This window comes from Candidatus Dedyshia acidiphila (assembly GCF_051025295.1).
Lineage (GTDB): Bacteria > Acidobacteriota > Terriglobia > Terriglobales > Acidobacteriaceae > KBS-83.
In genome coordinates, this window is sequence record NZ_JBMGJV010000035.1 from 14,032 (window position 1) to 29,844 (window position 15,813).

Sequence of the window (15,813 nt, forward strand, 5' to 3'; positions counted from 1 at the left end):
CGCTCACCGGTGAGAGAGGTTCGGACCGGGTGAAAATTGTCGCTGTCGTTGTTCTCTATCAGCAGACTGCAGCACAGTCCGCGACCGTGCAGACGCTGCACGAGGCGCTCTCGGCAGCCCGGGATGTCGACTGCAGTGTCCTCGTCTATGACAACACGCCCGTGGCGCCCGGGACGGACATCCATACCAACGCTGCAGGTCTGCCCGATGGCTTTCGCTATCAGCGCGCTGCGCAGAATCGCGGGCTGCTGGGTGGGTATGCGGCGGCGCTTCGCCTGGCGCAGGACGAGCGCTGCGAATGGCTGCTCACGCTCGATCAGGATACGGCGCTGCCTCGGCATCTCTTCCAGGCTCTGCAGCGTCCCCTCGCTGCCGCGGCGGCGCATCCGCGTATCGCGGCCATTGTGCCGCACCTCGAAGAAGGCAACAGGGCACTCTCGCCGGCGTATGCCGGGATTGGCCGCGCACGTCCGTTGCCGCGCGGCTTCAGCGGCATCCCGCCCCGCGAGGCACGTGCCTTCAACTCAGCGGCACTGCTGCGCGTCGCCGCACTTGAACAGATCGGCGGGTTCCACCCCTGCTTCTGGCTCGACTACCTCGACAACTGGCTGCACCACGAACTCTATCGCCAGGGCTGGCAGATGTATGTCGCGGGCGACCTGCACATCCAGCATCAGCTTTCGATCCTGAACTATCGCGAGCGGCTCTCGGCCGCGCATTACGGCAACTTCCTCTCCGCCGAGGGCGCATTCCACGACCTCTCTGCGCCGCCCTGGACGCGCGCTGCCTACGCCGCCCAGCTCTCGATACGGCTGCTGAATCAATATCGTCGCCGTGAGTTGCCGGAGATTCGTCGCCTCACGCGCGAGGCCATCGCCATGCGCCTGCGATCGCGCCGCGCCGCCCGTCTGGAGCAGTGGCGCACGCAGGCTGGCTGCACAGAACAGCGCGAGCAGCCGTGACCGCCGGCCCGCGCATTCTCGTTGTCGTCGTGCTCTATCGTGCATCGTCGTCGAGCGCATCCGACCTGCATCAGTTGCAAACCATCGCGGGCCTCGAGCGCGCCTTTGCCGGACACCCGGAGCTCGCGGACACTTACGAGCTGCTGCTCTGGGACAACAGTCCGCAGGCCCTGGTGAACCCGCGCGTGTCGTTTCGCATGCGCTATGAGCATGCGCCACAGAACCTTGGCGTAGCCGGCGCCTACAACGCAGCCGCCGAGATCGCGGCGCACACAGGCCTCCCATGGCTGCTGCTGCTTGACGACGATACCTCCGTCACGCCGGAGTTCCTGCTGGGCATGCGCGAGCATGCACGCACAGCCGAGGCCGATGCTGCGATCGCGGCGGTCGCGCCATGGCTGCTCGCCGGCAGCGACGTCCTTTCGCCGCAACTGTGGCGCTTCGCGCGGCATGTACCCCTGCCGCGCGCGACGGCGCCATATACGGAGCGCCGCGCGATCTTCGCTGCCAACAGCGGCACGTTGCTGCGTGTCGCGGCACTACGTGCCGTTGGCGGTTACAGTTCTCGTTTCTGGCTGGACTATTCAGATATCGAGCTGTTCGCGCGTCTGCACCGGCGCGGATATGCGGTGCGCATCGCGTCGAACCTCGAGCTGCAGCACGAGATTGCGATGCTCGACTACAACACGCGCATGACCGCCGGTCGCTACGCCACGTATCTGGCGGCGGAGAGCGACTTCATCGATCTCTACCGCGGCCCGCTCGAGCGTGCACTGCATCTGCTGCGGCTCGCGGTGCGCGTGCGCCGGCAGCGCCGATTGACGGACCCGATCTTCTCCCGCATGAGCCGGGAGGAGCTATCGCGGCGCATCCGGCGACGCCGCGGCGCTCGTCTTGCGGAGCGCGCTTAAATACCTGGCATGAACGCGGATAGCGGTCAGCCGCCGCCGACCGCGCGGTAGACCGCTGCGGTCTCCTCGGCCGTCTTGCGCCAGGAAAACCTGGCTGCCTGCGCCAGTCCTCGCGCCGCGAGCGTGGCACGCGCGCCCTCATCGACATACAAGTGCTCGAGCGCAGCAGTCAGCGCGGGCAGCGATGTGGGATCGACCAGCAGTGCGCCATCGCCGGCGATCTCGGGGATGGATGTCCGGTTCCCGGCAATCGTCGGAACGCCGCTGGCCATCGCCTCCAGCACGGGAACCCCGAAGCCTTCGTGCACCGAGGGATAGACGAACAGCAGCGCGCCGCGGATCAGCGCCGGCTTGTCCACCTCGTCGATGTAGCCGGTGAAGAGGACACGCTGCTCCAGCCGGAGTTCGGCGGCGGTCGCGAAGATCTCCTCGAAGTGCCAGCCCTTCTTGCCCGCAATCACCAGCCGCGCCTCGGGGTGCTGCTCTGCCAGAGGCGCGAACGCACGCAGCAGCAGAGACACATTCTTGCGCGGCTCCAGCGTGCCCAGGTAGAGGAGGTACTGGTTGGGCAGGCTGTACTTCGCGCGTACGGTCGCGATTGCCGCCTCGCCATTCACCTCACGACTGGCCGGCGCGAACTGCTCGCTCTTGCCGTGGTGCACCACTGTTGCGTTCGCCAGCGGCAGGTGGAACCAGCGGCGGCAGTCGTCCAGCGCCGAGGCCGAGACGAAGATCAGCCAATCCGCGCGCCGCACCGCCTGTCGAATGAAGAAGCGCATGTACGCGCCCTTGGCACGTGTGTGCATGGCGGGCAGCAGGAAGCCGGTCATGTCGTGCATGGTCACCACACGTCGGGCACGCATCGGCAGCAGGGGGAGCGAGTAGTGCAGTGAGTGCAGCACGTCCACGCGTCGCCGTCGGGCGATCCAGGGCAGCCCGATCTGCTCAAGCAGCAGGCGCAGCGGTAAGGCGCGGAAGACCCGGGCCGGAAGTACGATGCGCTCCACGCGGCGGGGCAGCGCCTCACGCAGGGCCAGGTCATCGGATTGCAGGATCGCCGTGATCGAGAGGTCGGGTGCTACGGTCTCGAACTGCCGGACCAGGTTTTCTGCGTAGCTGCCAACGCCCATGCGTCCGACCGGCACCTGGGTCAGATCAATCAGGACGCGCACGCGGTTCCGTTCTGCCATGCGTAGGGGAAGCCGGATGCTGCGGCGTAGCGGCGATTTGTCCGAAGTGGCGGCAATCCAGTATCTTGAGGCAAGGATAGCAGCGCGCTCGCGTCTGCCCTTTGCCGCGCGTTGAGCCCTCTTCCTACACCCGTTCCCAGCTCTGACATCCCCGCTGCCGATAGCTCCGTTCTCGACCTGACGGCGAGCATCGTCACGTACCGCAACCCGCTGCCAGCCATTCGCAGTGCGGTAGAGAGCGTGCTCGGGTCGCCGCTGCGCGTGGAACTGATGCTGGTCGATAACGCCGGGGATAAGGGCGTCGCCGCGCTGGCTGCGGAGTTGGGCGTCCGCTACCTGCGGGCGCCAGAGAACCTGGGCTTCGGTCGAGGTCACAACCTGGCGTACGAGCACCTCCGCACACGCGCGCCCTTCCACCTCCTGCTGAACCCCGATGTGCACTTCGGCCCGGAGGTGCTGCCTGCACTGCTGGCGCGACTGCGGGCCGAGCCCGACGTTGGCGTCGTTATGCCCAAAATCCTGTATGCGGACGGCAGCACCCAGTACCTGTGCAAGCGCCTGCCCACGCCCTGGGATCTGCTGATGCGGCGCTTCGCGCCACCCGGGGCGCGCCGCTTCCTGGAACGTGCCACGGAACGCTACGAATTGCGCGACCACGACTACGACCGGCCGATGGAGCCGCCCACGCTCTCCGGCTGCTGCCTGCTGCTGCGCAATGCGGTGATCGAGCGCGTCGGTTTATTCGATGTGCGCTTCTTCCTCTATATGGAGGATTTCGATCTCGTGCGTCGGATCTGGACAATCTCCCGTGCTCTGTACGACCCGGAGGTCGCGGTGGTGCACGAGTATCAGAAGGGCTCGTATCGCAGTGCGCGGCTCGCGCGGTATCACGTGCTCTCGGCCGTGCGGTATTTCTCGAAGTGGGGCTGGATGCACGATTCGGAGCGCCTTCGGCTGAACCGCCGGATTGATGCACAGCGGCAGAGACCTAGGTAAAGTCCGCAGGCTACCCTGCCGATAGAGCGGGTAGCGGCGCGGCCCGCAGTGGACGGATCTCGCCCGCAAGAAGCACATAGAATGGCACTTAACGGTATAGTAAGCAGTTGCCCAGTTGTGTATTTCCTGCAGCAGCAACCCGCCCTCCACCTATGCCGTCTACCCTATCGAGTGTCTTCGACGGCCTGGAGCGCCGGAAATCGGCAGCACGAAGATAACCCTGGGTGACGTTTGTTTGTTTTGCCCGACGGGTCGCGGCTGACGCGTGCGCAGGAAAAAGGGTTGCCTCCTCAGTACGGAAGTGCAACAGTAAATTGTTCTTTTCATAACCCGTTCACGTCGAGCGGCACGGAAACGGGTCAGATTCTATGTACCTTTAGTGACATGATCCCCGCACGAGCGCGAAGGTTAGACTGATATCAGCAGATACCGACGTAATGCACCCGAAGGCACTTGCCATGTCTGCCAAGAGCAGGGACTGGCTCACGAACCGAATTCGCCAGAGTGACAGAAAGGAAAGTCACCCGTGCCAGAAGCCAGTGGAGAAGTACACCAAGGACCCAGATGAGTTCATTTGACGCGTCGCAGAGTGTTTCCGTTCCGACAATCTGGAATGACTACTCGCGCAAGGGCACGACACATACTGCCCATCGCGAGGAGCGCCCGAGAGGAGGTCTGAACGCTGCTGTCGCTCACGAATATGACCGCTACGAATCAGTTGTCGAGGGCAGCGACTGGTCGCTCTCCGGCGCTCGTCGCGCTATGGACATGGTCATCTCGGTTCTGGCTCTGCTGTTCTTCGCCCCGTTGATTGCAGTACTCGCCGTAGCCGTGCATTTCAGCTCGCCCGGCCCGATCATCTTCCGTCAGCAGCGCGTCGGCCGCATGGGCGAGCTCTTCACCATCTACAAGTTCCGCACGATGGAAACAGCACCGCATCAGAAGGGCCTCTCTGTCACGCGGCATGGCGATCGCCGGATTACCAGCCTGGGCCGCTTCCTGCGCCGCTACAAGCTCGACGAACTGCCGCAGCTGGTCAATGTGCTGATGGGTGATATGAGCCTGGTGGGTCCGCGTCCCAAGCTGCCCGATCACCAGCACCGGCAGGCGCAGTACATGCCTTTTCGGCCCGGCATTACTGGCGCTGCCACCCTGGTCTTCCGTTGCGAAGAAGAGATGCTGCGACAGGTTCCGGAAGAGCAGCTCGAAGCCTTCTGCAAGTACAAGCTCACGCCGTACAAGACGAACCTCGACTACGCGTACGCTGAGCGCGCCACCTTCGGCAGCGACGTTGCGCTCATGCTTCGCACCGCCCAGGTCTGCCTGATGCGCGGCAAGGCTGTGCCGCCGCAGCCGTCGTCGATTCTCTAGGTCGTCGATCCGCGAGTCAGGGCTGATGTGCTTCGGGGCGCGCCATGGGCGCGCCCCGAACTGTTTCTGCCACAGCGGATCGCTCACGCCGTGGACGATATACTCGCCACAGGCAAGCCGCTCTCGCGACGGCCCCAACCATCCATGACCGAGCCTCTCAAGACCGCGCCTGCATCGGCCGAGCCCAGCCACACCCCCTCCGCATCTGCCACGAACCAGAGCGTGAGCGACGCGCAGGTCCGCCAGGTTGCAGCGCTCGCCAACCTCGAACTGACGGAAGACGAGCTCCCCGCGATGGCCCACGACCTGAACGCCGTGCTCGGCTACATCGCGCAGTTGAGCGAACTCGACGTCAAGGACGTCTCCCCGATGGCGCAGGTGTCCGAAGTGCTGGATTCGGGAGTGTTGGATGCTAAGGTGCTCGGCGAACCTGCCTCGTCTGCTCACGGATACGCCAGCAACCTGCGCGACGACGTGCCGGTACCGAGCCTGCCGCGGGAGCCAGTGATGGCCGCCGCTCCGGAGACAGACGGCGCCTTCTTCAAAGTGCCCCGGGTGATCGAACGATGAGCTCTGCCATTAACAATCCAGCCGCTACCCAGGCCACCGCGGGACTCACCTTGCGCGACCTCGGCCGCGAGGTCATTGCCGGACGCGTACGCGCCGCCGACCTGGTGGACCAGTGCTTCCAGACGATCACGGCGCGCAATCCGGAGATCAACGCGTATCTCTCGACCGACGAAGGGGGCGCACGACGCACCGCCGAGGACATCGATGCAGCCGCACGGCGCGGCGACCCGCTGGGTCCGCTGGCGGGTGTGCCGGTCGGCATCAAGGACGTACTCGCTATTGAGGGGCTGCCCGCGACGGCAGGCTCACGCATCCTCGAGGGCTACACCGCACCCTACACAGCCACGTCGGTACGCCGGCTCAAGGCCGCCGGTGCCGTCGTGCTCGGCAAGCTCAACTGCGACGAGTTCGCGATGGGCTCCTCGAACGAAAACTCTGCCTACGGGCCGGTGCGCAACCCCGTGGCGCTCGACCGCGTGCCTGGCGGATCGAGCGGCGGCTCTGCTGCCGCCGTGGCTGCGGGCATGGCTGCTGCCACGCTTGGCACAGACACGGGCGGCTCCGTGCGTCAGCCGGCGTCGTTCTGTGGCGTGGTCGGCGTGCTGCCCACCTACGGCCGCGTCTCCCGCTATGGCCTGATCGCCTTTGCCTCGTCGCTCGATCGTGTGGGGCCAGTGACGCGGAACGTGCAAGACGCCGCCACCGTGATGTCGGTGATCGCCGGCCGCGACCCGCTCGACGCCACCTCCTCCGAGTTGCAGGTCCCGGACTATGCTGCCGGTCTCGATCAGCCGGTCGCTGGCCTGAAGGTCGGGATTCCCGAGGAGTACTTCGGCGAAGGCCTGGACCCCGAGGTGCGGGCAGCCGTCGAGCGCGCCATCGACGCACTCCGGGCCGAGGGCGCGGTGATCCAGCGCATCTCGCTCCCGCACACCCGCTACGCGGTCCCGACCTACTACGTGCTCGCCACGGCCGAGGCGAGCGCCAACCTCGAGCGCTTCGACGGCGTGCGCTATGGCTACCGCGCCGCGGAGGCGCAGACGCTGTCCTCGATGTACCGGCAGTCGCGCGACCAGGGCTTTGGCCGCGAGGTGAAGCGCCGCATCCTGCTCGGCACCTACGTCCTCAGCGCGGGCTATTACGACGCCTACTACCGGAAGGCGCAGCAGGTCCGCCGCGTGCTGACAGACGACTTCCTGAAGGCGTTTGCGGACGTGGACGTGCTGGTCACGCCCACCGCCCCCACCCCGGCCTTCCGGCTGGGTGAAAAGGCAGACGACCCGCTCTCGATGTATCTCGCAGACATCTACACCGTCACCGCCAGCCTGGCGGGCATCTGCGGTGTGTCTGTCCCGTGCGGCAGTTCGAGCGAAGGCCTGCCCATCGGGGCCCAGGTGCTTGGCCCGCACTTCGGCGAGGCGATGGCCCTGCGCGTGGCGCGCGCCATCGAACGCGCCCAGCCGAAGTAGGCGCTGCTTACTTCACGCCCTTGGCGGCGTCCCAGGCGCCCTGCTCCTTGCGCACGAAGACGATCTGGCCAATGTGATACGCGTTGTGCGCGGCGACATTTGCGAGCGTGGGTGCCCACTCGGCCAGCTTCGCGTCCGGTGCCTGCGCGACCAGCGTCTCGTACTCGGTCATCACCTTGTCCAGGCGGCCCGTCGTCTCCGCCCAACGTGCGGCGTCGAACTCGTTGAAGGTCTCATCGTTGTTGCCACTCCACTTCGGCTCCGGTTCCCCGCGCAGCTTCGCCAACGTACGGCTGTTCCAGAACACAAGGTGATTCGCGAGCTGGCCCACCGAGTGGTTGCCTTTGCCGTCGGTCCACGACGCCTGTTGCGGCGTCAGGTTCGCGACCGCCACGTTCGCGCAGACGAACCATTCGCTCTGGCTATGCGTGCTGCGGAGCTGTGCGAGCAGGACGGAACGCAGCGTCGCCGGCGGCGCGGCTGGTGCAGCGGCGAACACTGGTGTGGCGAACAGCAGCAGAAGGGCGAAGGCGCGCAACGATCGCATGGGCAGGTCTCCAGTTCCTCCAGAGGCGCGGATCGGGCCAGCCTCCAGATCGACTGCCCGAGTTTAGTCCTGCGCCCGCCGAATCAGCGATAAATCACGCGAGCGGCTGGTAGTAGCGCTCTTCCGGGTCGGCGCAGCCGAGGCAGAGCCGCTGGCCCGCGCGCTCGACAAACCGGTCGTAGTTGATGCCCTCGCCGCACACAGCGCAGGCGACGCGCGCGCCCTTGTACCCCGGCATCTCGCCCGGTGTGACGGACACCCTCACCCACTCCTCGGTGAACAGGTCGGTGTCCGCCATCTCGCGATAGGCGAGCATCTGCTGCTGGTTTTTGTTGTCGATCTCGGGGTGCAGGGTGCGGGCCAGCTCCTTCGAGGACTCGCGCGCGGCAATGCGGATCGCGCGATCGTTCGCGAGGTCGACGAAGGTGGCGGCCATCTTGCCCCAGTCGCGGAACTTGAGCGCTCGCTTGCCCAAGCGGCAGCCGGTCACGACGTTGATGGCGTCCGTGGCGCAGCGATCGATCTCGATGTAGGTGACCAGCCGCTTGCGATCCTTGCCGCGCGGCTCCTCGATGCCGAGCCGCTCGCAGCCGAGTAGAGCCATGCGAACGCCAAGGATCTGGCCGGCGCAGAGGTGGCCATGCGCCACCTCGGCCATCTGGAGAAGGGTGTCGATCGATTCCAAGGCAGTGAGCTCCTGCCTCGATGCTACTGCGGCACGGCGCTTCTAGGCTGGCTTCGGAACGTACTGGCCGGTGCGGTTTAGGAGGCCGCGCTCGTTGATCAGTTCAGCTTCGCGGGCGTTGATGCTTCGTAGCTCCACATTTTCGAGAATGTGGAGCTCAATTGGACGGTCATTCAGGTGAGCTTTTTCGAGTTCCTCGTGAATGAATCGAAAGCCGTCGGGGTTGCCGCGGCGATAGTACTCCCCGTTGAGCTTCCTCTCGACATTTCGGGTGTAATGCTTTGTCGGTCGCGAAATCCGCTTGTACTTACCGATGTAAGAGCCGACGCCTTCGATCTTCCACTCGTAAATGCCGGGCTTCGATTCATCGACCCCAGTGTGGCGGACGTACGTGTACCAGTTAGGCGGCAGAACGATTCGGTCGGTCATTCTTGCGTCTCCGTTCAGGTCGTCAGTTGCTTGTAGCGGAATCGTCAGTATCGCCGTCTTCGACCAGCACGGCAGAGAGGCCGACCAGGTTGAAGCTCATCGGCTCCGTCACCCCTGCAGGGGCGAAGCTGACGCGCAGCGGATCGCGTTGCCAGGTGGACCTGCCGCAGGCTGCGGCTGCCGGCGCTTCCGGGGTCGAGGGAGTCGGCGTCCAGGGGCCGATCTTCTTGGCCAGGATGGGTCGCCGTGCCGCCACCTGCGCCACCACCGCGTAGAGCTGGTGGCCACCGCTGTTCAGCCCGCAGTAGGCCGCATAGTCGCGAAACCAGATCACGTTCGACACGGCGGGATCGTAGTCCGGCAGCTTCATCGCGGTGACGTGGCCGGTCGTGCGGTCGACCATGATCCAGGGGCCGCGTTGCCAGATCCAGTGCTCGGCCTTGTCGCCGGGCAGCGCATCGTTGAGGCGCAGGGCGCGGCGCACAACGAAGCTGCGGTCGGTGATGTCATGCGCCTCGCCGGTGGTCCACTCCTTGACCTTGTCGTCAACGATCAGCGGCCGCACATGGAGGGTCTTTTCATCAGGGGCGGCGCCTGCCGGGTCGGCAGCGATCCCGTAGGGGACCTTCTTGCCGAGGCCGAGGCCCACGGTGTGTGGTTTGGCGCGACCGCCGGCCAGCAGAGCAGCAGGGTTGCAGAGAACGAAGGCAGAAAGGGCCCAGACGGCAGCCGGACGGGGGAACCCGAAGAAACGCATGGTGGGGTGAGGCTAGCGGCCCGCGGCCGGGCCGGCAACTCCCCGAGGGTGGGAGCAGAGGACGAAGACAGGGGGCTGGCGGAGCGTTGCGGGAGGTCTGGCGCGGAGGAGCGCTACGGTTTGGGACCCTTGCCGAAGCCGAAGTCGTAGGCATCCGGTTCGGCCTTTTCACGGCCTGCCATCTCGACGCGCAGCAGCACCCACGTCCAATAAATTCCGATCGCCAGGGCCGTTCCGAAGAAGATCACGAGGAAGACATTGGTCATAGCAGTCATCCCTCCTATTGAGATGCGGCCCGAGTCTTGCGAATCTAGGCTCCGCGAGCGACCGCCGTCAACCCGGAAGTGTATGGGTGCATGAACGAGATACGTTCTCTGCATGCCGGTGAAAAGGGGCGTAGCAGAAGTGCTGAAACGACACAGGGTTGGCGGCACATCCCATTTTGGAGTTCCGACCATCACCAGAGAGTGCCATTGAGCCGGAAGTTGTATCCGCGCATGATCGCAGGACTATGGCTCTCTTCGGAAACGACCGTTCAGTGATGCCGTCCTTCAGGACCCCGCCGGAGCTGGATAGTTCTGCTCCGAGTCCTTACGACGATTTGAATCGCCTCGACAGAAGTTCAGACAGAAACTCGGACCGAAATAGCGACCGGAACTCCGATCGCAATGCGCCGCGCAATCATGACCGAAATCTGGAGCGCAATCTCGACCGGGCCATCGCCCGGCCGGAGCGCGATGACCGCCGTGACAACCGGGAGCCGGAGCGCGACGACCGCGACGATCGCGATGTCATCGAGCGAGCGGCGGCCCGCGTCGAGCTTCGGAACGAAACCGAGCGCGCCCCTGTTGCCGCGCAGCCGGTGAGTGCCGGCCCGGTTCATCCCGTCCCCGTTCACCCGCTGGTTGAGGGCCTGTTCAGCAAGCTGCCCACGCCCGAATCCGAGTGGGGGCTGGCCGCGCGCCAGAAGTGGTTACAGACGGCTGCCAACATCTTCGACCTGCTCTACACGAACGAATCGGCGGATGCCGGTGAGTTGACCGTGCGGGTTGAACGCACCCCTGAGCGCGGCCTGGTCCGCTAGCCGGGGCAGTTTTCGTTCCGGAAATAACAAGAGGCGCCCCAGCGGGCGCCTCTTGTCTTGAGAGCAGCTCTCATTGAGAGCTGCGGACGTCTAGCGGCCGCCGTGCTTCGCCGAGGCGGTGCGGACGGGCGAGGCGCTGCCCTTGGTCTCGGCCAACGCGTCGTCGATCATCGAGTAGAGCTTGGTGCGGTCGAGGACCTCGACAAATGGTGCGCCCTTGGTCTGGTTCGTGACCACCCAGATGGTCGGTGTGTGCTGGATGCCGACGCTCTGGCCCAGCGCGTAGTCTGCCTTGACCTGCGCGGCGAGCTTGCCCTGCGGGTCGATCACGAAGGGCAGCGCCAGGTGGTGATCGGCCGCGAACTTCTCCGTAAAGGCGTGCAGGTTGGGCAGCCCCTTGCTGCCGTCGTACTGACCGTTATCGATGACCGTGATGTCGTTCTGGTGCGCGAACACGGCGTCGCGGTACTCGTCACCCAGCTTCTTGCTTTTCGTGTCGAACCAGCGCGCGTTCACAGCCGCCTGGAAGCTCCAGTCATGCTGGGGCAGCGGGAAGTCGTGGCGCAGCCAGGGAATCTTGTACTGCTCGGCCGCCTGTTTGAGCAGCGGATTGGCGCGGGCGCAGTCCGGGCACTCCAGGTCGCCGAACTCGACGATAGCCACACGGGCGCCGGCCGGCGGGTGCAGCGGGGCCGTGTTGTGGACCTGGGTCTGCTGCTCCTGCGCGTGGGCGAGCGGCGCGGAAGCGCCGAGCAGGCCGACCAGGGCGAGAGAGGCGAGGGCAAAGCGGGTGCGCATCAGCATGACGGTTAGACGTGATCCCCTCTGCTATTGTAGCCAGCCGGAACGCCGGCTGGCAGCCAATTGGACAGCGTCCGGGCGGCCGAGGCAGGTTACTTCTTCTTGAGCACGGCGCTCCGGGCCTCGTCGTAGGCGATGCGCTCAGAGAACTTGCGGGCGTCGTCATAGCGCGAGGGGTCCAGCTCGAGCTGCTTCACGGTGTACTCGCGCGTGTAGTGCAGGGCGGTGGTGTCGGCGGTGACCGCGCTCTTGTACGACGCGAAGTCGGTGTCGAGCGAGACCGGGTCGGGCAGCTCGTCGGCCATGTAGCCGGGCGGGAGTGTGATGTCGATGCGATCCTTGCGGCTCTGGATTGCGCCGAGGTCGATGGGCCACGTGCGCGGCTCGCGCGGCAGCGGCCAGGTATCACTGCCGAAGATGCGGGGACGCACCAGCAGCAGGTCGCCGGCGGTGCGGGCGTAGCCGGGCACGGCAAAGCTGTAGTCGAGTTCGAGCGGTGTCTCGAGATCCGTCGTGTGCGAGGCACTGACGCTGTGGATGGCGATGCCGTTCAGGTCGCTGTGCAGGCGCGTCTCGATGAAGTCGCGCTTCTGCTGCTCGCTGCCGCCGGAGAACATCACCCGTGAGCGTTCGGCGGCGAAGCCGAAGCGCGTTTCGACCACGGAGGCGTCGAGCGAACCATCCGCAAGCAGCTTTGCCGTGACGATGTGCTCGATGCGGTCCGCCTCGGGCTTCATGGGCGGCAGCTCGATCAGCTGGCTGTCCTCGCCGTCGCTCAGGATGCCGTAGCCGCCCTGCTCATAGGGCGGGATCTGGCCGAGCGGCACCCACTCGTTGGTGGGGTCGAAGATCAGGTAGCGCTTGCCCCGCCGCGTCTGCACGATGGACTGCAACAGCGGGCTGCTGTAGCCCGCCGGCAGCTCGATCGCGGCGACCGCGTGGTTGCCGGATGACGAGGGAACCTTGGGATCGACGAACCCGCGGTTCGTATCGACCAGCACCCAGGCGGAGTGGATCCCGACGCTCTCAAGCATGGCCCGCAGCAGGGTGGCCTTGTCCTTGCAGTCGCCGTACTGGTTGCGGAAGATCTCGTCGGCCGTGTGCGGCTGCAGTCCGCCGATGCCGATCTCGATGCCGACATAGCGGATGTGGCGCTGCATGTAGTCGGTGATGGCCTCGAGCTTCGCAGTGAAGTCGGTCTTGCCCGCGACCAACTCCTGCGCTTTGGCAGTGATGCCGGGCGTCACGCCGGCCCGAGGGCTGGCCAGGGTGGTGTACCAGCCGCCAATGGCGGACCAGCTGCCGTCACCCGCGGACAATGCCTCGTGTCCGTAGCGCACGACCAGCCGTCCGCAGACCGCGGAAAAGCTTGGCCGCATCGGTACATTTTCGAGATCGATCCCGGGGACGTGCTCGATCTGCCAGCGATAGTGGCCGGGGGCGGGCTGCGTGGCGACCATCCCGGTGTCGCGCCGGGCCGCGACCGATTCGTGCCAGTCCGATGGCAGGTCCAGCTCAAAGGCGGCGCGCTGGACGGGGATGTCCTCCTGGAACTCCCAGGAGTGCTCCTGCACGTAGGGCCGCGTGGTGCGCTCGTACTCGTAGGCGACCACCGCGCCCGGATCGGCTCCCGGGGCACGGGCTACCTTCGCCCGCAGGTCGACGTAGAGCATGCCGTACTCGTCGTCGCCGATCTCGAGCACCTCTTTGTCGGAGAGCGTGTAGGGCCGTCCGTCCGCGGAGATGCCCCAGACGTGGAGGAAGTGAACCTTGCGCTCGCGATCGATCGGAACGACGACAGTGGCGTATTCGCGGCCCTGCGGACGCAGGATGCGGATGACCTTGCGGACGCGCTCGACGGCGTTGCCATCCGGGGCGACGGTGAGGGTCTCCTCGCTGTCCAGCACCACCGCCTTCGCGTTCTTCGGGTAGTCGCCGGCAGGGGCATGGGCCGCGGTCAGCACCCAGTCCGGCGGCGCGGGTGTGCCGGCATAGGCAGCGGAGCCGAGCAGCAGCGCGGCCCCTATGGAGAACAGGTTCCGGTGCCGGTTCACTGGCCAGCCGGAGCGCCGGCCTGCAGCACGGCCTGCTCGCGATCCTTGTTGCTGACCTCGTTCAGGAAGTCTTTCAGCTTGTCGTACTCGGTGGGCTTGTAGATGGCGTTCGCCATCGCGAAGTCGCGCTTGTAGGTGATGGTCTGTCCGTCGCGAGTCACGGTGCTGAGGTACACGGCCATGCCGGGGAGCTCGACCTTCGTCTTGTCCGGCACTGTCTCGATCGTCATCCCGGCCGGCACGTGCAGCACAACCTCATCTTTTTCGTAGGACGGGTAGTGCATGTCGATCACCGTCTCGCGGTGCGAGCTGGTGAAGGGGTTGTGGCCGCCGGCAGAGAAGACCGAGAGCGGCACGAACAGGCGCTTGCCGGTGCCGGTGCCGAGCGAGCCGCTGACGGTCATACGCACGATCAGGTTGCTGCCCTGCGTATCGAGCGCGAGGAAGTGATCGGTGTGCAGCAGGAGACCGGAGGGCAGATCGCTCGCCATTTCGTGGTCGAGCTCCTGCTTCAGCTGTGCCTCGTCGCCGGAGAGTGCGCGGTGCCGCAGCTCAAGTGCACGGGTGCCGATACAAATCAGGGTGACCGAGCCCTCGACCGAGCCATCGGGTTGGAGCTTGAGGTCAGCCATGCGCTGCACCAGGTTGTCGCGGTAGCTCTGCGGGGGCGTCGAGGCAATCCCGGTGCCGCCGCCCTCATTCTGGCGGAGTCCGGTGACATCCGAATGCCTCCAGTGCAGCTTGCCGAAGGTGGCGTAGCGCTCGCCCGGATCGAAATACATCTCCTTGCCGTGCACGCTCACGATGATGACCGTGTCGTCGAACTGGCTCGGGCTGAGGTAGGCCTCCTGGAAGAAGGCACTGTTCCGGTTCACCACCTGCATGGCGTACGCCTTGAACCCGGCAGCCCGGGCCAGGGCGAGGAACAGCAGGGCGATCTGCTCCGGATCGCCACGCTTCAGCGCGAGCACATCGTCCGCGGTCTTCACCCGCTTGACGCCCTCGGCCCTGTTTTCGTCGCTCGAGCGCTCCCGCGTGTAGCGCGTGTTCTCGAGCTTCGTCAGGGCGTCGTAGATCTTTTCGAGCTTCTCGGGCTCGCTCGCCGCGCCTGCGGACCATTCGGCCGCCGTCTTCGTTACCTCGGGCGAGCCCGCGGCAAAGCGATCCACCTGCTTGGACCAGCCCTTGCCGTACTGGTTCCAGTACTGCGCCGCGCTGGTCTTGGTGGTGTAGTAGAAGCGGACCCGGTAGGCGAGTGAGTCCATCGGGGGCTCGAACTCTTCGTGCGGAATCCCGGGAACATTGGTCACGCCCAGGTCATAGGCCGCGTGCTCGAAGGCGATCTTTGCGCCCGGCGGCAGGTAGTTGCTGTAAGCGAGCGAAGAGGTAGCACCGCCCTTGTCCGTGTCCGAGATGACCAGCTCGTCGGTCGGCAGGAAGTGGAAGTGCGCCTTGCGGGTGTAGAGCCGGTCCTGCACATCCCAGGTCGGGGTCAGCACGCGATTGTCGGGGTAGCGCAGTTTATAGCTGTACTCGAGGATGCTGCCGGTCTGCACATCCGGCAGGGAGAAGACGACGGCCCGGTACTGCTCGTTGCCCGCTTTGACCAGCATCTTCTGGTAGGGCTTGCCAGTAAAAGGAATGACCTTGCCGTCGGCATGGATGGTGCGGCCCTGCACGTCGGTGATCTGGTAGTCGCCGGTCAACCCGCGGATCTCGACGTCGCCCATGTTCTTGGCTTCGTCACGCAGGATCTTGACCCGGACGTACGTGTACTGCATGTGCAGGTGATTGTCCGTGCTCTCTTCGCGGTCCAGGTAGATGGCCGGAGCATTGGGCGAGGCCGGGTCTGCCGTCATCTTCAGCTCGTCGGGCGTCGGCTGCTGCCAGGTGGCAGCCCGGAGCGGGCTGGAGAACGGGACCAGGGCAGGGACCAGCAGGAGCAGAGCAGAGAGACGGGCGCGCAACGGGGACCTCGCTGTGGAGC

The 15,813-nt window shown here is 65.5% G+C and carries 16 protein-coding genes; 7 read left to right on the plus strand and 9 right to left on the minus strand.

Annotation, left to right across the window (positions count from 1 at the left end):
- Positions 1-29: 29 nt before the first annotated feature.
- On the plus strand, positions 30-962 hold the full coding sequence (locus AC5IJH_RS13895; RefSeq protein WP_491903422.1) for a glycosyltransferase: 933 nt from the start codon (positions 30-32) through the stop codon (positions 960-962).
- A complete protein-coding gene (locus tag AC5IJH_RS13900) occupies positions 917-1,873 on the plus strand; it encodes a glycosyltransferase (protein WP_491903423.1) in 957 nt (318 codons plus the stop codon). The genes AC5IJH_RS13895 and AC5IJH_RS13900 overlap by 46 nt, the downstream gene beginning before the upstream one ends.
- Positions 1,874-1,899: 26 nt before the next feature.
- Here the strand turns inward: AC5IJH_RS13900 and AC5IJH_RS13905 are convergent, their stop codons facing one another.
- Entirely contained in the window at positions 1,900-3,063 is a 1,164-nt protein-coding gene (locus tag AC5IJH_RS13905; protein WP_491903424.1) for a glycosyltransferase family 4 protein, read from the minus strand.
- A gap of 111 nt (positions 3,064-3,174) precedes the next feature.
- Here AC5IJH_RS13905 and AC5IJH_RS13910 point away from each other — a divergent pair, with 111 nt between their 5' ends.
- The 4 genes from AC5IJH_RS13910 (at position 3,175) to gatA (ending at position 7,469) form a co-directional block, all read left to right on the plus strand.
- Positions 3,175-4,059, plus strand: coding sequence for a glycosyltransferase family 2 protein (locus AC5IJH_RS13910; RefSeq protein ID WP_491903425.1), 885 nt, complete (start codon positions 3,175-3,177; stop codon positions 4,057-4,059).
- A gap of 564 nt (positions 4,060-4,623) precedes the next feature.
- On the plus strand, positions 4,624-5,430 hold the full coding sequence (locus AC5IJH_RS13915; protein WP_491903426.1) for a sugar transferase: 807 nt from the start codon (positions 4,624-4,626) through the stop codon (positions 5,428-5,430).
- 144 nt (positions 5,431-5,574) lie between these two features.
- Complete coding sequence (gatC, locus tag AC5IJH_RS13920) at positions 5,575-6,000, plus strand: Asp-tRNA(Asn)/Glu-tRNA(Gln) amidotransferase subunit GatC (RefSeq protein ID WP_491903427.1); 426 nt, start codon at positions 5,575-5,577, stop codon at positions 5,998-6,000.
- A complete protein-coding gene (gatA, locus tag AC5IJH_RS13925; RefSeq protein WP_491903428.1) occupies positions 5,997-7,469 on the plus strand; it encodes an Asp-tRNA(Asn)/Glu-tRNA(Gln) amidotransferase subunit GatA in 1,473 nt (490 codons plus the stop codon). Before gatC ends, gatA begins: the two co-directional genes overlap by 4 nt.
- Positions 7,470-7,476: 7 nt before the next feature.
- Here gatA and AC5IJH_RS13930 read toward each other — a convergent pair whose 3' ends face one another.
- From AC5IJH_RS13930 to AC5IJH_RS13950, 5 genes are all read right to left on the minus strand, one after another.
- Positions 7,477-8,016 (minus strand): DinB family protein, encoded by a 540-nt coding sequence (locus tag AC5IJH_RS13930; protein WP_491903429.1) that lies wholly within the window; start codon positions 8,014-8,016, stop codon positions 7,477-7,479.
- Between the two features lie 94 nt (positions 8,017-8,110).
- Entirely contained in the window at positions 8,111-8,701 is a 591-nt protein-coding gene (locus AC5IJH_RS13935) for an FmdE family protein (protein WP_491903430.1), read from the minus strand.
- Between the two features lie 42 nt (positions 8,702-8,743).
- Positions 8,744-9,130 (minus strand): hypothetical protein, encoded by a 387-nt coding sequence (locus AC5IJH_RS13940; protein WP_491903431.1) that lies wholly within the window; start codon positions 9,128-9,130, stop codon positions 8,744-8,746.
- Between the two features lie 22 nt (positions 9,131-9,152).
- Positions 9,153-9,887: a hypothetical protein gene (locus AC5IJH_RS13945; RefSeq protein WP_491903432.1), complete on the minus strand. Its 735-nt coding sequence runs from the start codon at positions 9,885-9,887 to the stop codon at positions 9,153-9,155.
- Positions 9,888-10,000: 113 nt separating this feature from the next.
- Positions 10,001-10,162, minus strand: coding sequence for a hypothetical protein (locus tag AC5IJH_RS13950; RefSeq protein WP_491903433.1), 162 nt, complete (start codon positions 10,160-10,162; stop codon positions 10,001-10,003).
- Positions 10,163-10,428: 266 nt separating this feature from the next.
- Between AC5IJH_RS13950 and AC5IJH_RS13955 the strand changes: the two genes are divergently transcribed.
- Positions 10,429-10,971, plus strand: a complete 543-nt coding sequence (locus AC5IJH_RS13955; RefSeq protein ID WP_491903434.1) for a hypothetical protein — start codon at positions 10,429-10,431, stop codon at positions 10,969-10,971.
- Positions 10,972-11,061: 90 nt separating this feature from the next.
- Here AC5IJH_RS13955 and AC5IJH_RS13960 read toward each other — a convergent pair whose 3' ends face one another.
- The 3 genes from AC5IJH_RS13960 to AC5IJH_RS13970 all read right to left on the minus strand — a co-directional run bounded on the left by AC5IJH_RS13960 (position 11,062) and on the right by AC5IJH_RS13970 (position 15,793).
- Positions 11,062-11,769: a DsbA family protein gene (locus tag AC5IJH_RS13960; RefSeq protein ID WP_491903435.1), complete on the minus strand. Its 708-nt coding sequence runs from the start codon at positions 11,767-11,769 to the stop codon at positions 11,062-11,064.
- A gap of 95 nt (positions 11,770-11,864) precedes the next feature.
- Positions 11,865-13,826 (minus strand): DUF3857 domain-containing transglutaminase family protein, encoded by a 1,962-nt coding sequence (locus AC5IJH_RS13965; RefSeq protein WP_491903436.1) that lies wholly within the window; start codon positions 13,824-13,826, stop codon positions 11,865-11,867.
- Positions 13,823-15,793, minus strand: a complete 1,971-nt coding sequence (locus tag AC5IJH_RS13970; RefSeq protein ID WP_491903437.1) for a DUF3858 domain-containing protein — start codon at positions 15,791-15,793, stop codon at positions 13,823-13,825. The genes AC5IJH_RS13965 and AC5IJH_RS13970 overlap by 4 nt, the downstream gene beginning before the upstream one ends.
- Between the last annotated feature and the right edge of the window lie 20 nt (positions 15,794-15,813).

Bases quoted from the DNA above. Each gene is read 5' to 3' on its own strand.
- AC5IJH_RS13960 (WP_491903435.1), bottom strand. From the start codon at position 11,769: ATGCGCACCCGCTTTGCCCTCGCCTCTCTCGCCCTGGTCGGCCTGCTC.
- gatA (WP_491903428.1), top strand. From the start codon at position 5,997: ATGAGCTCTGCCATTAACAATCCAGCCGCTACCCAGGCCACCGCGGGA.
- gatC (WP_491903427.1), top strand. From the start codon at position 5,575: ATGACCGAGCCTCTCAAGACCGCGCCTGCATCGGCCGAGCCCAGCCAC.
- AC5IJH_RS13945 (WP_491903432.1), bottom strand. From the start codon at position 9,887: ATGCGTTTCTTCGGGTTCCCCCGTCCGGCTGCCGTCTGGGCCCTTTCT.
- AC5IJH_RS13905 (WP_491903424.1), bottom strand. From the start codon at position 3,063: ATGGCAGAACGGAACCGCGTGCGCGTCCTGATTGATCTGACCCAGGTG.
- AC5IJH_RS13940 (WP_491903431.1), bottom strand. From the start codon at position 9,130: ATGACCGACCGAATCGTTCTGCCGCCTAACTGGTACACGTACGTCCGC.
- AC5IJH_RS13930 (WP_491903429.1), bottom strand. From the start codon at position 8,016: ATGCGATCGTTGCGCGCCTTCGCCCTTCTGCTGCTGTTCGCCACACCA.
- AC5IJH_RS13950 (WP_491903433.1), bottom strand. From the start codon at position 10,162: ATGACTGCTATGACCAATGTCTTCCTCGTGATCTTCTTCGGAACGGCC.
- AC5IJH_RS13955 (WP_491903434.1), top strand. From the start codon at position 10,429: ATGCCGTCCTTCAGGACCCCGCCGGAGCTGGATAGTTCTGCTCCGAGT.
- AC5IJH_RS13915 (WP_491903426.1), top strand. From the start codon at position 4,624: ATGAGTTCATTTGACGCGTCGCAGAGTGTTTCCGTTCCGACAATCTGG.